Below are 13360 nucleotides of genomic sequence, written 5' to 3' on the forward strand. Positions count from 1 at the left end.
TTGACGGTTGGGTCAGGGATGTCCCGAGCGGGATGAATTCGGAAATGTTGGGTTGGATTGCGGCATTGAGCCGCCTTATGGAGTAAGGCCATGGCCGAAGCGACTAAAAAGGACTTTGACGACATCTCCTCGGAGGACGAGGGCGTTTTTGCCAAAATCATGGGCGGATTGCCGGTTTTGGCAGGGCGCAACGGATTGATCGTGGCCCTGGGGGCGACGATCATCGCCTTGGCGGCGATTATCTGGCTGGCTACCCGCCCGGCTTACAAAGTCCTCTTTTCCGGTCTTCCGGAAGAGGAGGCCGCCCGGGTGGTGGAGGAGCTGACCAAGAAGAACATTCCCCATGAGCTGACAGCCGGCGGGGGCACCATCAAGGTTCCCGGAGACCGGGTCTACAACCTTCGCCTGGAGATGGCCACCATGGGCCTGCCCAAGAAGGTGACGGGCATCGGCTTCGAGATCTTCGATCAACACAATCTGGTGGGCATGACCGACTTCATGCAGCGCATGAACTATCAGCGCGCCTTGCAAGGGGAGTTGGCCCGCACCATCGAGAATATCGCCGCAGTGCAGAAGGCACGGGTTCACCTGGTGCTGCCGAAACGCTCCCTGTTCGTCAACGAGGAGCAGAAGGCTTCCGCCTCGGTGGTCATGGACGTGAAACAGGCCTTGAGCCAGCCGCAGATCAACGGCATCGTGCATCTGATCGCCTCGGCGGTGGAGGGTCTGGACGAAAGCAACATCACCCTCACGGACCAGAAGGGCAACATGCTGGCGGGTGGCAAGAAGGAGGACGCCGGTGGACGACTGGCTCCGGACGAGGGCCTGGGCATGCAGAAAAAGGTGGAACGTACCCTGGAAGAACGGGTGCAGACCATGCTGGATCGCGTGTTGGGACCGGATCGCAGCATCATCCGGGTGACGGCGGACCTCGACCTCTCCCGGGTGGAGCGGCAGGAGGAGAAGTTCGATCCCGAAGGACAGGTGGCGCGCAGCGAACAGTTCGTCAACGAGAACTCGAACGGCGTCTTTGGCGTGGGCGGCGTGCCGGGGGTGCAACCCAACGATGCCAATGCCAACAGCGGCAACGGTTCGTCGGGTTCTTCCCAGAATCGTCTGGCCGAACGGGAGACGGTGAACTACGAAATCTCCAAGACGGTGAACCGCACCCTGCTCCCGGTGGGCACCATTCGGCGGCTGTCGGTGGCGGTGCTGGTCGACGGCACCTACGAGCCGTCCAAGGAAGAGGGCAAACCGATGATCTACAAGGCCCGCGAGCCGGAGGAGATCACCCGTTTGCAACGCATCATCGAACAGGCGGTCGGTTTCCGGCAGGATCGTGGCGACACCATTCAGGTGACCAACACGGCCTTTGATCCGATCCGTTCGCCGGAAGCGATGGAGACCACCTGGTTGACGCCGGAATTCCAGTTGGAGATGGCCAAGTATCTGACGGTGCTGATTCTCCTGACCCTGGTGATTCTCTATGTGCTGCGGCCCCTGGTCAAGAAGCTCATGGTTCCCGAGAAGCTGGACGAAGATCAGTTGCCGGGCACCGTGGCCGAGTTGGAACGGCAGCTCCTGGCGGCGGGCGTGGGCTCCGTGCCTTCCGAGAAGCCGCTGCGGGTGCTGATTCCGGATCGTACCGCCCAGTTGGCCCAGCAGCTCATTTCCGAACATCTGGAAGAGGCGAGAGAGGTCATTCGCGGCTGGATGATGCAGGACAACTAGAGCAGGGGTTGAGGGTCGTCTTCGCGGGGTTCGCATCGGAGGATGCGAACCCCCTCACCATACAGGGATAAGTCATTCATTACAGGGAGGTATCGGTATGGCAGCAGCGGCAGCCAGAGCGGCGGATGGCGGGGAAGCCCGCGGCAAGCAACCCCCTCGCGCCATCGTGCGTTTGTCGGGCAAGGAGAAGGCGGCGACCTTCATCCTCTCTCTTCCGGACGAAGATGCCAAGAAATTGATGGAGGGCATGAGCGAGGAGGAGATTCGGGAGATCTCCCGCACCATCGCCCGCATGGGTCAAATGACGCCGGAAGTGGTTCGGGAAGTGCGGGAGGAGTTCCTCTCCCGTTTCGAGAACCAGAACCTGGAAGTCCACGGCGGTTTGGGTCGGGTCAAGGACCTGATCTTCAAGGTCATGGGCAAGGACAAGGGTCGCCATCTCCTCAAGGAGCTTCAACAGGGCCCCAAGAACACCCCGTGGGAGATTCTCAACGAGATGGAACCCACGCTGGTGGCCAACTTCCTGGCCAACGAGCATCCCCAGAGCATTGCCATGGTGCTGTCGCAACTGGCGACGGACCAGGCGGCCTTCACCCTCGACTTTCTGCCGCCCGACGTGCAGCAGGAGGTGATCTATCGCATGGCCAAGCTGGGCAATCTGCCGCCCGGTGCGCTGGAAGATATCGAGGAATCGTTGCTGGCGGAGTTGGATGCCTTGGGCGCGACACGTGGTCTTTACACCTCTCAGGCGGGCGGCGGCGTGAAGAAGGTTGCCGAACTGCTCAACCAGATGAGCCGCGACATTTCCGACAAGCTGTTGGCCTTCCTGGACGAAGAGGACAACTCGCTGGCGGAAGAGGTTCGCAAGGAGATGTTCCTTTTCGAGGATCTCCTGCTCATGGACGATCGCAGCTTCCAGACGCTGTTGCGCGAGGTTTCCAACGACGAGCTGCTGACGGCCCTCAAGGGTGCGGAAGACCGTCTGAAGGAGAAGTTCTTCGGCAACATGTCGGAGCGCGCCGCGCAGATGTTGCGCGAGGATCTGGAGATGATGGGACCGGTGAAGGTGTCGGACGTGGAGTCGGCGCAGCAGTCGATTCTGAAGGTGGCCCGGCGTCTGGAAGCGGACGGCACCATCGTCATCATGGGCAAGGGTTCCGGGGACGTGGTGCTGTAAACCAGGCAGGAGGCGAAGATGGCCGATTACGGGCAGGCCCAGATCATCCGGGGAGGGAGTCGGGAGCATCGACGGGTCAGCTACGCCGAGATTCTGGGGCGTCAGCAGTTCGAGCGTCCCGGCTTCGTGCCGCTTCGTTCCGACGGCTCCCGTCCCGTTCCCGAGCCGGAGCCGGAGATACCGGACATTCCCGAAGAGGAGATCCGCCAGCGCCGCATGGAAAAGCTGGAACGGGAGACTTATCTCCGGGTCTTCGCCGCAGCGGAAAAAGCCGGTATGGAGATGGGCGAACAGCTCATGCGCCAGCGGATGGACGCCGTGCTGCCCCGCATGGAGAGCATCCTGCGAGAGTTGGAGAAGCTGCCGGGCCGGGTGATGGTTTCGGCGGAACGTTTTCTGGTGGAGACCCTCATCACCCTGGTTCAGGAGCTGTTGGGCCACGAACTGTCGGTGAATCGCCAGGGGTTGCAGGCCCGGGTGCGTCGTCTGCTCAAACAGGTGGACGAGGCCAACCGCATCGTGATCCGGGTGGCTCCGGAGGATGTGGATCTGTTGGCGGGACTGCCGGAGTTCGCCACGCTGCGCATCGAGCGGGCCAACAACGTTCCTCCGGGATCGGTGCGTCTGGAGAGTGATTTCGGGGGTGTCGAAGACCGGCTGGATCTGCAGCTGCAGACGGTGAGCGACGGTTTGCGCAGCTATCTGCGGGAGCGTCTGGAGCGGTTGGACGAGGCGGGCGATCCTCCGGCTCAGGCCTGGACGGGGGGGCTGGATTGGGAAGATCTGCCGCCGTTGGAAGAGGAGAGGCCGCCCTCCGCCGTGGCGGAGGCTGCGCAGCCGCTTGCCGGGGAGGCGTCCTTTCCGCTGGAGGGGGATGTGGCGGCTTCGGCGGTGGATGTTCCGGTCAGCATGGAGACCTTGCTGGAATCCGAAGCGGCACTGGAGGATCTGGAGGAGCTGGGTGGCGACCTCTCCGCAGCGGACGGGCCCGTCGAAGACGAGGCGATGGCGGAGGATTGGCTGACCGCGCCGCAGGAAGAGTCGGTGTTGCAGGAAGAGTCGATGTTCTCCGACGCGCCCGAGGCTTTTGCCGGGGAGGAGATCGCGGAAGCGATGGAGCAGGGGGCGGAGGCGGTGGAGGAGATGGCAGCGCCGGTCGAAGGGGAGGCGGGGCTGGATGATTTCATGGCCACGCTGAGCGGATTGGACGCGGAGTTGGGGGACTGGGCCGTGGAAGCCGCGGATGAAGGCCGGTGGCCCCCGCTGGAAGAGGAGGAGCCGTCGTGAGTGCCCTGGCGCAAGAGGTGGTGACAGCGGAATCGTGGTCCATTCCCTGGAAGGGGTATCTGGAGGCGGGGCGCAACAGCCGGGAGTATCGTCTGCTGGGCAAGGTCAAGCAGGTGGTGGGGCTGTTGATCGAGAGTTCCGGTCCTCCGGTGGCCATCGGCGAGATGTGTCAGGTGGTTCCGGATTACGGCGAGCCGATTCTGGCGGAGGTGGTGGGTTTTCGCAACGACGCGGTTTTGCTGATGCCGCTGGGCACCTTGAAGGGTATTCATCCCGGCAGTTTGATCCTCTCCCAGGGTCGTCAGGAGATGGTTCTGGTGGGGGAGGGGCTGTTGGGCCGGGTGATCGGTCCGCTGGGGGAGCCGCTGGACGATCTGGCTCCGCCGCAGGTGCGGGAGCAGGGGCCGTTGTACGCCGAGCCGATCAACCCCATGTTGCGGCGGCGCATCGACACCCCTCTCGATCTGGGGGTGCGTTCGGTCAATACCATGCTCACCGTGGGGCAGGGGCAGCGTTTGGGCATTTTCGCCGGCTCCGGCGTGGGCAAAAGCACGTTGCTGGGCATGATGGCCCGGTACACCAAGGCCGATGTCAATGTCATCGGGCTGATCGGCGAGCGGGGTCGTGAGGTCAAGGAGTTTCTGGAGGAGGTGTTGGGCGAGGAGGGCATGGCCCGTTCCGTGGTGGTGGTGGCCACGTCGGATCAGCCGCCGCTGTTGCGTTTGCGCGCCGCGTTTCTGGCCACGGCGATTGCGGAGTATTTCCGCGCCCGGGAGCGTCATGTGCTGTTGATGATGGACTCGATCACCCGTTTCGCCATGGCGCAGCGGGAGGTGGGCCTGGCGCGGGGTGAACCGCCCACCAGCCGTGGTTATCCGCCGTCGACCTTCATGTTGCTGCCCAAGTTGCTGGAGCGGGCGGGGCGGGATCGGGGGGAGGGCAGCATCACCGGGTTGTATACGGTGTTGATGGAAGGCGATGATTTGCAGGATCCCATCGTTGACGCGGTCCGGGGTATTCTGGACGGGCACATCATGCTCTCCCGGGATCTGGCGGCCATCGATCACTATCCGCCCATCGACATTTTGGGATCGGTTTCCCGTCTGATGGACGAATTGGCCACGCCGGATCAGAAGCGTCTGGCCAGTCAGGTGCGGGAGGTTCTTTCCGTTTACAACAAAGCGGAAGACATGATCAACATCGGGGCTTATGTTGCCGGTTCCAACCCGCGCATTGACCGGGCCATCAAGCTGATCGAGCCGGTGCGGGCCTTTTTGCGTCAGGCGGTGCGGGAGAAGTCCACCCTGGAGGAGGGGGTTGCCCAGCTCAAGAAGGTGCTGGCGGCGGGGTGAATCCGTTGACTTTCAATATTTATCTTTTAGAAATCAAAAAAAGGAAATGTTCTGTCCTTTGACTTTTCCTTTATTATTAAAATGAGTTGCCTAGTTTTGAAATGGATGTTTATTATTGTTAAGAGGTGGAAAATTGCGCATTTTAAAGAGAAGTATGGCTACAGAAAAAATTATGTTTATGATCTCGATTATTTCCTTATTAAATTTTGGCTGTAAGAACGAAATAAGAGAATATGAAATACAAAACTCTAAGCCGTTTTCTGAATTAGTTAGGGATGGTTTCGAAGTAAAAGGAATTACTAACTTTGAGGGCCAGCAAGGTATTATTTTTCAATTGTTTCTACAAAAAGGAGATAAATTAGCTATGTGTTTTATCAGAGACCTTTCAATCAGTAAATGCACAATATTAAGAGAGAAACAATAAACTTATTGTTCTATATGACATTGTGTAGATTGTGTTCTGGCACCATGCTGGCGTGCAGAATACGAACGATCTTGATATCCTCCTGCGCAACAATCTGATAATAAATAACATGCCTGCCTGCATGATATTTCCGATAGCCGGAGCGGACCAAATGGCATTCATTGCCTCGGAGTGGATTGGCGGACAAATCGTGAAAACACCTGTCCAGCATCCCCAGGTAACGGTTACGCTGCTCTTGTCCCCATCGGCCACCGGTATAACGTCCGATTCCTTTCAAATCCTCCAAGGCTTTGTGTGTCAGGATAAAGGTTGGCATCCGTTGACACTTTCGGAGTCGAGTTCTTCGATCAACCGCTGCAACGAATAGTCCGTCGTGCCACTCTCTTCTCCCTCCCGAAGGGCCAATCGCAAAGCGGACAGACTGGTCTCCCGTTCTTCCAAGAGCTGCAATCCCGCCCGGACGGCTTCGCTCGCCGTGTCAAAACGACCCTGGGCGATTTGCTGGTTGATGAACCCTTCGAAGTGGGATCCCACGGTGATGCGGGTCATCTTGTGCTTTTGCATGCCGCCATTCCTCAGGAGTCGGAGTTGATCAATCGTGCAAACGGGAGTCACACTGGGAAATTTTCGAGCAAAACAGCCTGAATCGCAACGTGTTGCGCGGTAACGGCAGACCAGCGGTGTCTGTTCGTTCTCCGTGCATTCGACCAAGCCACGATTGTCCCGGTTGACGTGTGAGTCGATGGCGAAATCCTTCTGGACGATTCATGATAAAGATTCATGAAGGACACCTGATAAAGTCAAAGGACAGAACATTTTCTTTTTTTACTCCTTTAAAAGACAAAATATTAAAAGTCACATCGCCCGCCAATCCCGCCATTCCCCGGCTTGCAGATGTTGCCCGCGCACCTCCCTGGACTGATCCGACGCCAGATAGAGGAAAACCGGGGTGATCTCATCCGCCGTGGGCAGTGTGGCCGGATCCTCGCCGGGAAAGGCAAACGCCCGCATGCGGGTGGCCACCACGCCGGGATTGACGGTATTGAAGCGCACCGCCGTGTTTTCCAGTTCCTGGGAAAAACTTTCGGTGATGTTGACCAGCGCAGCCTTGGAAGCACCGTAAGGCCCCCAATAAGCCATACCCTTGAAAGCCACTCCCGATACCACGTTGATCACCGAAGCGTTCGGACTCAAGCGCAAAAGAGGCAGCAAGACACAGGTCAAAAACCAGGGCGCCGTCAGATTGACGCGGAAAAGCTGCTCCCACTGCATCGGATCGGTGGCGGTGAGCGGCCCCATGGTGCCCAGCACGGCGGCATTGTTGACCAGAATATCCAGTCTGCCGAAGCGATGGTTGATTTCCAACGCCGCTTCCGGCACTCTGCCCAAATCGTTTTCCAGGTCGAGGGGTAACAGGGAGGCCCTCCCACCGGCGGAAATGATGAGATCATAAGTCTCTTCCAGCTTGGCTTGGGTGCGCCCCAGCAATAGCACGGTGGCGCCTTCACGGGCATAGGCCCGCGCCACGGCCCGACCGATGCCGGCACCGGCTCCCGTCACCAACGCAATGCGATTTTCCAGCAGCATGAATGCCTTCCTTTCTCAGCAGAATCCGCCAACGGACGGATTGATCTTTCTGACCGGTCCCACCGCCAGCGGCAAAACCGCGTTGGCTCTGGCGCTGGCCCGGGAATTTCCCCTGGAAATCATCAATGCCGACGCCATGCAACTCTATATCGGCATGGATATCGGCACCGCCAAACCCGATGCCCACACCCGGCAACAGGTTCCCCACCATCTTTTGGATGTGGTGACCCCCGATGATCCCTTCTCCGCCGGACGATATCAACAGGCGGCGGAAAAATGTATCCGGGATTGTCAGTCCCGAGGGCGCATCCCGCTCTTCGTCGGGGGCACCGGACTCTATCTGCGGGTGGTGGAAGAGGGGTTGGCCCCGACACCGCCCATGGATCAAGCCATCCTGGAAAACCTGCGCCACGACGGGGAGAGGCTCGGCTGGCCCGTCCTGCACGCCCGATTGGCGCAGTGCGACCCCGAAGGGGCGGCCCGACTGACCCCGGCGGACGGGCAGCGCATTCTGCGGGCCCTGGCGGTGCGTCTCACCACCGGCCACCCTCTGGCCTGGTGGCAGGCCCAACAACAGTCCCCTGGTCGAAGAGTGCTGAAACTGGCCCTCGACTGCGAGCGGCAGGCGCTTTATCAACGCATCAACCACCGTTTCGAGGGGATGATGGAGCAAGGTCTGCTGGAAGAGGCGGCCAGCTTGTTGCGTCTTGGTTATCATCGGGAGTTGCCTGCCATGAAGGCAGTAGGGTATCGTCAGTTATTCGGGTATCTGGATGGGACGAGATCCTTGACGGAATGTGTCGAGGAGGCCAAAAAGGCTTCCCGACACTACGCCAAACGCCAATGGACCTGGTTGCGAGGTCAGGCCAACCTGTTCCGGATCGTGGGGGGGGAACAGGCCCTGGATTCCAGTATTTCCCGAATCAACCATTTTCTTCAAGATATGGTTGAATAGACAGATTGAAAACGTTTTATTGAACTGAACACTGGCAGGTTAGGGGGATCAACATGGCTATTCAACCAGCGAATCACAATGTTCAGGATCCGTTCCTGAATGCCTTGCGACGGGAAAAGGTACCGGTAACGGTTTTTCTGGTCAACGGCATCAAATTGCAGGGGGTGATCACCTCGTTTGATAATTATTGTCTTATGCTGAAAAACAGCGTAACGCAGCTGGTTTTCAAGCATGCGGTATCCACGGTGATGCCTTCGCGTATGGTCCATACCGGAGAAGAGTTGCGTGGGGATATGCCCCCTTCGCCGGGTGGAAGCGCCCCGGGAACGTCGCGGGCGGTATAAGGGACATCCGGAGAGTATGCACGATACGAAACCGCAACCCGAGAGGGCCTTTCTGCTGCAACCGCAGGAGAGGCGATTGTCCCGGGAGAGGGCCGAAGGTCTGCTGGACGAACTGATGCATCTGGCGTCGGGCACCGGGCTGGAGGTGGTCTCTTCGCGGATCAGCCCGGTTTCCCGGGTCCATCCCGGCACCTATCTGGGACAAGGCACGGTGGCCTCCCTGCGGGAGCAGATGGAAGCGGAGGGGATCGACGTTCTGGTCTTCAATACGGGCTTGAGTCCGGTACAGCAGCGCAATCTGGAACGGGCGCTGAAGGTCAAGGTGGTGGACCGCACCGGGTTGATTCTGGAGATTTTCGCCGCCCGGGCCCGAACCCGGGAGGGACGCCTGCAGGTGGAGCTGGCGCTGCTGCTCTACCAGCAATCCCGTCTGGTGCGATCCTGGACCCATCTGGAGCGACAGCGGGGCGGCGTGGGGTTGCGGGGCGGCCCCGGGGAGACCCAGTTGGAGGTGGACCGCCGCCTGATCCGGGAGCGCATTCGCCAGTTGGAGACGGCGCTGGAGCAGGTCAAGCGCACCCGGGGTCTGCATCGTCAGGAGCGGCAGGAGGTGCCGTTCGCCACGGTGGCGCTGGTGGGCTACACCAACGCCGGCAAATCGACCTTGTTCAATCGCCTGACCGGAGCCGAGGTTCTGGCTCAGGACCGTCTGTTCGCCACCCTGGATCCCACCATGCGGGGCCTGCGCCTGCCGGGGGGCAGTCATGTCATTCTTTCCGATACCGTCGGTTTCATTCGCGAACTGCCCCATTCCCTGGTAGCGGCTTTCCGGGCCACGCTGGAGGAGGTGCGGGAGGCGGATATGCTGTTGCATGTCGTCGACCTCTCCGATGGCGAATTCCGGGAGCAGATGGAGGCGGTGGATGCGGTTCTGGAGGAGTTGCAGGTCTCCGGCAAGCCGATGCTGGTGGTTTACAACAAGGTGGACCGGTTGTCGGCGGAGAGTTGCGGCACGCTGCTCGGAGAACGGGAAGGTGAAGCGCCGCTGGTGATTTCGGCCCGCACCGGGGAGGGATTGCCCCGGATGCTGGAGGTGTTGGAAGAGCGGCTCTCCCGCAGTTGGCGACGTTTTCATCTGGAGTTGCCGGTGACGGAAGGTGAGTTGCTGGCCACCCTGTTTCGTTGTGGGCGGGTTCTGGAGCAGCGGGAGGGGGAGGAGACGCTCTCTCTGACCGTCTCTCTGCCCGAAGCGGCGGCGGGCAGGCTGTTTTCCCGTTTGACCCCATTCCTGAAGAGCGGGAATGCGGCACGAGGGGGTTGAAAACTTATATATTGTTTTCTTGACTTTCAATATTTATCTTTCAAATATAAAAAAAGAAAATGTTCTATTCTTTGACTTTGACTTTAAATCATTATGAACCATTGCTTCGCAGTTTTGCAATTGCTTTGATTTTCAATGAGCATTGGTATCTGTTCAGGAATACGGGGTCTGGGGGGGATTATCCCCCCCAGCGGGTCCAGGGCAGCGCCCTGGGACTTTTCCTTTTTGCTGTTGACGTCCGACCCCATGGGGTCCAGGGGGCACCCCTGGGACTTTTCCTTTCGCCGTTGACACGATCATGTTGCACCGTGCAGGGGTCTGAATAGTTGCGAGTATTGACACTAAATAGAATTTAGTTTAGAAATTTTAATGAAAAATCCCATAAATTACAACAAACACCCTCAAGTCGAAGAACAGAACATTTTCTTTTTTGATTCCTAAAAGATACAAATATTGAAAGTCAAATGAAACAAAGCATGTCGAGGCTTGGTTAAGGGAGAGCGCAACTCTCTCGCATTGCAAAAAATAGTGCCTCCCCCACTTGACATTCCCGGAAGAATGCATACATTGGCACTCGCATCGGGAGAGTGCCAATGTCGATGCCGGATTCCCAAGGCCAGGACGGCTTTACTCCAGATCACTCGCGACAGGCAACCCCTGCGGTCCGCCCGAATGGTTTCCGGGGCGACCGCTTTGTACTTCAAGAGAGAATCTCAGCAACGTGGAGGACATAGAACCATGAGCATGAAGACCAAGATTCGTCCGCTGCATGACCGGGTCATCGTAAAGCGGTTGGAGCAGGACGAGCGTACCGCTGCAGGCATCATCATTCCCGACACCGCCAAGGAAAAGCCGATTCAGGGTGAAGTGCTGGCCGTCGGCAAGGGCGCCCTTCAGGAAAACGGCTCACTGCGTCCCATGGATGTCAAAGCGGGCGATCGGGTGCTGTTTGCCAAATACGCCGGTACCGAAGTGAAGGTGGACGGGCAGGAGCTGTTGATCCTGCGCGAAAACGATATCATGGGCGTGCTGGAGTAATCCGCAGACGGTTTGCCCGGCAAACCGCATCCCCTAACGAATTCTGAACCGGTAGATACGCTCGGAGAAAAAAGCAATGGCAGCCAAGGAAGTGAAATTCGGTGAGAGTGCGCGGGCCCAGATGCTGGATGGTGTCAACATCCTGGCCAACGCCGTGAAGGTAACCCTCGGTCCCAAGGGCCGCAACGTGGTTCTGGACAAGTCCTGGGGCGCTCCCCGGGTGACCAAGGACGGCGTGACGGTGGCCAAGGAGATCGAGCTGGAGAACAAGTTCGAGAACATGGGCGCCCAGATGCTGCGCGAAGTGGCCTCCAAGACCGCCGACGAAGCGGGCGACGGCACCACCACCGCCACGGTTCTGGCCCAGGCCATCATTCGCGAAGGCCTCAAGGCCGTTGCGGCGGGCATGAATCCCATGGACCTGCGCCGTGGCATCGACCTGGCGGTGGACAACGTCGTGGGTCAGTTGAAGAAGATCTCCAAGGAAGTGACCAGCTCGGAAGAGATCGCCCAGGTGGGCACCATCTCCTCCAACGCCGACACCGAAGTGGGCAAGATGATCGCCGAGGCCATGGACAAGGTTGGCAAAGAAGGCGTCATCACCGTGGAAGAGAACAAGGGCATGGAGACCACCCTGGAAGTGGTGGAAGGCATGCAGTTCGATCGCGGCTACCTGTCGCCCTATTTCGTGACCAACGCCGACAAGATGCTCTGCTCCCTGGATGATCCCTTCATTCTCCTGGTGGAGAAGAAGGTTTCCAACCTGCAGCAGATCCTGCCGGTTCTGGAGAACGTGCTGCAGTCCAGCCGTCCCCTGATGATCGTGGCCGAAGATGTGGAAGGCGAGGCTTTGGCCACCCTGGTGGTCAACAAGCTGCGCGGCGGCCTGAAAGTGGCGGCGGTGAAGGCTCCCGGCTTCGGCGATCGCCGCAAGGCCATGCTGGAGGACATCGCCATCCTGACCGGCGGCACCGTGGCTTCCGAGGATGTGGGCGTCAAGCTGGAGAACGTCACCATCGACATGCTGGGCACCGCCAAGTCGGTCATCATCAGCAAGGATGAGACCACCATCGTGGGCGGCCATGGCGCGAGCGAGGATATCAAGGCGCGGGTCAATCAGATCCGGGCTCAGATCGAAGAGACCACCTCCGACTACGACCGCGAGAAGCTGCAGGAGCGCCTGGCCAAGCTGGCCGGCGGTGTTGCGGTGATCAAGGTGGGTGGAGCCACCGAAGTGGAAGTGAAAGAGCGCAAGGATCGGGTGGACGACGCTCTGCACGCCACTCGGGCCGCCGTGGAAGAAGGCATCGTTCCCGGTGGCGGCGTGGCCCTGTTGCGGGCTTCCCGCACCCTTGGCGATGTCAAAGGCGTCAACGAGGATCAGAGTGTGGGCATCAAGATCGTGCGTCGCGCTTTGGAAGAGCCGGTGCGCATCATTGCCCAGAATGCCGGCGCCGAAGGCTCCGTGGTGGTGGCCCAGATTCTGGCCAACAACAGCGCCAATTTCGGCTTCGACGCCTCCAAGGACGAGTATGCCGACCTGGTGGCCCGTGGCATCATCGATCCCACCAAGGTGGTGCGGCATGCCCTGCAGTCCGCCGCCTCCGTGGCAGGTCTGATGATCACCACCGAAGCCATGGTGGCCGAACTGCCCAAGAAGGACGCTCCCGCTCCTGCGGGTGGCGGTATGGGCGGTATGGGCGGCATGGATATGTAAGGCCGGTTCCCAATCGGTTTTGAGTGGCAAAACACCCCCGATGGCCATTGATGTCATCGGGGGTGTTTCATTTTTACGGGGCATGAGTTAGTCTGGGGGAGGGTAGCTGTTCAGGATCCTGCATAGCACGGCCTTTGACCGTATTGACGAGGGAGTTGCAAAACTCCCGCAGCCAAGCGGGGTTATATTTTAAATTTTTTGACTTTCAATATTTTATCTTTTAAGTATCAAAAAAGGAAATGTTCTATCCTTTGAATTTTCATTTAGTTGGATCGTTTGTAACTATTCAGGCCCCATGCACGGTGCAGCATGATCGTGCCAACGGCGAAAGGAAAAGTCCCAGGGGTGCCCCCTGGACCCCATGGGGTCGGAAGTCAACAGCAAACGGAAAAGTCCCAGGGCGCTGCCCTGGACCCGTCGGGGGGGG

At 59.1% G+C, this 13360-nt stretch carries 12 protein-coding genes; 9 read left to right on the forward strand and 3 right to left on the reverse strand.

Going from position 1 to position 13360, the window contains the following annotated elements; all coding sequences use genetic code 11:
- Window positions 1–90: 90 nt before the first annotated feature.
- The 4 genes from fliF (at window position 91) to HQL56_04980 (ending at window position 5547) form a co-directional block, all read left to right on the forward strand.
- Window positions 91–1731, forward strand: coding sequence for a flagellar M-ring protein FliF (gene fliF, locus HQL56_04965; GenBank protein MBF0308860.1), 1641 nt, complete (start codon window positions 91–93; stop codon window positions 1729–1731).
- A gap of 97 nt (window positions 1732–1828) precedes the next feature.
- Window positions 1829–2908 carry a flagellar motor switch protein FliG gene (gene fliG, locus HQL56_04970; protein MBF0308861.1) on the forward strand — a complete coding sequence of 360 codons (1080 nt, stop codon included), beginning with the start codon at window positions 1829–1831 and terminating at the stop codon, window positions 2906–2908.
- 18 nt (window positions 2909–2926) lie between these two features.
- Window positions 2927–4195 carry a hypothetical protein gene (locus HQL56_04975; protein MBF0308862.1) on the forward strand — a complete coding sequence of 423 codons (1269 nt, stop codon included), beginning with the start codon at window positions 2927–2929 and terminating at the stop codon, window positions 4193–4195.
- 20 nt (window positions 4196–4215) lie between these two features.
- Window positions 4216–5547: a FliI/YscN family ATPase gene (locus HQL56_04980; protein ID MBF0308863.1), complete on the forward strand. Its 1332-nt coding sequence runs from the start codon at window positions 4216–4218 to the stop codon at window positions 5545–5547.
- A gap of 434 nt (window positions 5548–5981) precedes the next feature.
- Here HQL56_04980 and HQL56_04985 read toward each other — a convergent pair whose 3' ends face one another.
- The 3 genes from HQL56_04985 to HQL56_04995 form a co-directional block, all read right to left on the reverse strand.
- Window positions 5982–6287: a type II toxin-antitoxin system RelE/ParE family toxin gene (locus HQL56_04985; protein MBF0308864.1), complete on the reverse strand. Its 306-nt coding sequence runs from the start codon at window positions 6285–6287 to the stop codon at window positions 5982–5984.
- Window positions 6269–6535, reverse strand: coding sequence for a type II toxin-antitoxin system ParD family antitoxin (locus HQL56_04990; protein ID MBF0308865.1), 267 nt, complete (start codon window positions 6533–6535; stop codon window positions 6269–6271). Before HQL56_04990 ends, HQL56_04985 begins: the two co-directional genes overlap by 19 nt.
- Before the next feature lie 291 nt (window positions 6536–6826).
- Window positions 6827–7558, reverse strand: coding sequence for an SDR family NAD(P)-dependent oxidoreductase (locus HQL56_04995; protein ID MBF0308866.1), 732 nt, complete (start codon window positions 7556–7558; stop codon window positions 6827–6829).
- On the opposite strand from HQL56_04995, the gene miaA reads away from it, so the two are divergent.
- The 5 genes from miaA (at window position 7557) to groL (ending at window position 12933) form a co-directional block, all read left to right on the forward strand.
- Window positions 7557–8513 carry a tRNA (adenosine(37)-N6)-dimethylallyltransferase MiaA gene (miaA, locus tag HQL56_05000; protein MBF0308867.1) on the forward strand — a complete coding sequence of 319 codons (957 nt, stop codon included), beginning with the start codon at window positions 7557–7559 and terminating at the stop codon, window positions 8511–8513. The genes HQL56_04995 and miaA overlap by 2 nt on opposite strands.
- Window positions 8514–8566: 53 nt before the next feature.
- The gene (gene hfq / locus HQL56_05005) at window positions 8567–8857 is read left to right on the forward strand and encodes an RNA chaperone Hfq (GenBank protein MBF0308868.1); all 291 of its coding nucleotides are present in this window, start codon (window positions 8567–8569) and stop codon (window positions 8855–8857) included.
- A 16-nt stretch (window positions 8858–8873) separates the two neighbouring features.
- A complete protein-coding gene (gene hflX / locus HQL56_05010; GenBank protein MBF0308869.1) occupies window positions 8874–10178 on the forward strand; it encodes a GTPase HflX in 1305 nt (434 codons plus the stop codon).
- Between the two features lie 744 nt (window positions 10179–10922).
- The gene (groES, locus tag HQL56_05015; protein MBF0308870.1) at window positions 10923–11216 is read left to right on the forward strand and encodes a co-chaperone GroES; all 294 of its coding nucleotides are present in this window, start codon (window positions 10923–10925) and stop codon (window positions 11214–11216) included.
- A gap of 76 nt (window positions 11217–11292) precedes the next feature.
- A complete protein-coding gene (gene groL / locus HQL56_05020; protein MBF0308871.1) occupies window positions 11293–12933 on the forward strand; it encodes a chaperonin GroEL in 1641 nt (546 codons plus the stop codon).
- The last annotated feature ends 427 nt before the right edge of the window (window positions 12934–13360 follow it).

Source organism: Magnetococcales bacterium (assembly GCA_015231925.1).
Lineage (GTDB): Bacteria > Pseudomonadota > Magnetococcia > Magnetococcales > JADGAQ01 > JADGAQ01.

What these genes read in the sequence shown, in the direction of transcription:
- fliG (MBF0308861.1), top strand. Translation starts at nt 1,829, where the DNA reads ATGGCAGCAGCGGCAGCCAGAGCGGCGGATGGCGGGGAAGCCCGCGGC.
- hfq (MBF0308868.1), top strand. Translation starts at nt 8,567, where the DNA reads ATGGCTATTCAACCAGCGAATCACAATGTTCAGGATCCGTTCCTGAAT.
- HQL56_04995 (MBF0308866.1), bottom strand. Translation starts at nt 7,558, where the DNA reads ATGCTGCTGGAAAATCGCATTGCGTTGGTGACGGGAGCCGGTGCCGGC.
- groES (MBF0308870.1), top strand. Translation starts at nt 10,923, where the DNA reads ATGAAGACCAAGATTCGTCCGCTGCATGACCGGGTCATCGTAAAGCGG.
- hflX (MBF0308869.1), top strand. Translation starts at nt 8,874, where the DNA reads ATGCACGATACGAAACCGCAACCCGAGAGGGCCTTTCTGCTGCAACCG.
- HQL56_04975 (MBF0308862.1), top strand. Translation starts at nt 2,927, where the DNA reads ATGGCCGATTACGGGCAGGCCCAGATCATCCGGGGAGGGAGTCGGGAG.
- HQL56_04990 (MBF0308865.1), bottom strand. Translation starts at nt 6,535, where the DNA reads ATGCAAAAGCACAAGATGACCCGCATCACCGTGGGATCCCACTTCGAA.
- groL (MBF0308871.1), top strand. Translation starts at nt 11,293, where the DNA reads ATGGCAGCCAAGGAAGTGAAATTCGGTGAGAGTGCGCGGGCCCAGATG.
- miaA (MBF0308867.1), top strand. Translation starts at nt 7,557, where the DNA reads ATGAATGCCTTCCTTTCTCAGCAGAATCCGCCAACGGACGGATTGATC.
- HQL56_04985 (MBF0308864.1), bottom strand. Translation starts at nt 6,287, where the DNA reads ATGCCAACCTTTATCCTGACACACAAAGCCTTGGAGGATTTGAAAGGA.
- fliF (MBF0308860.1), top strand. Translation starts at nt 91, where the DNA reads ATGGCCGAAGCGACTAAAAAGGACTTTGACGACATCTCCTCGGAGGAC.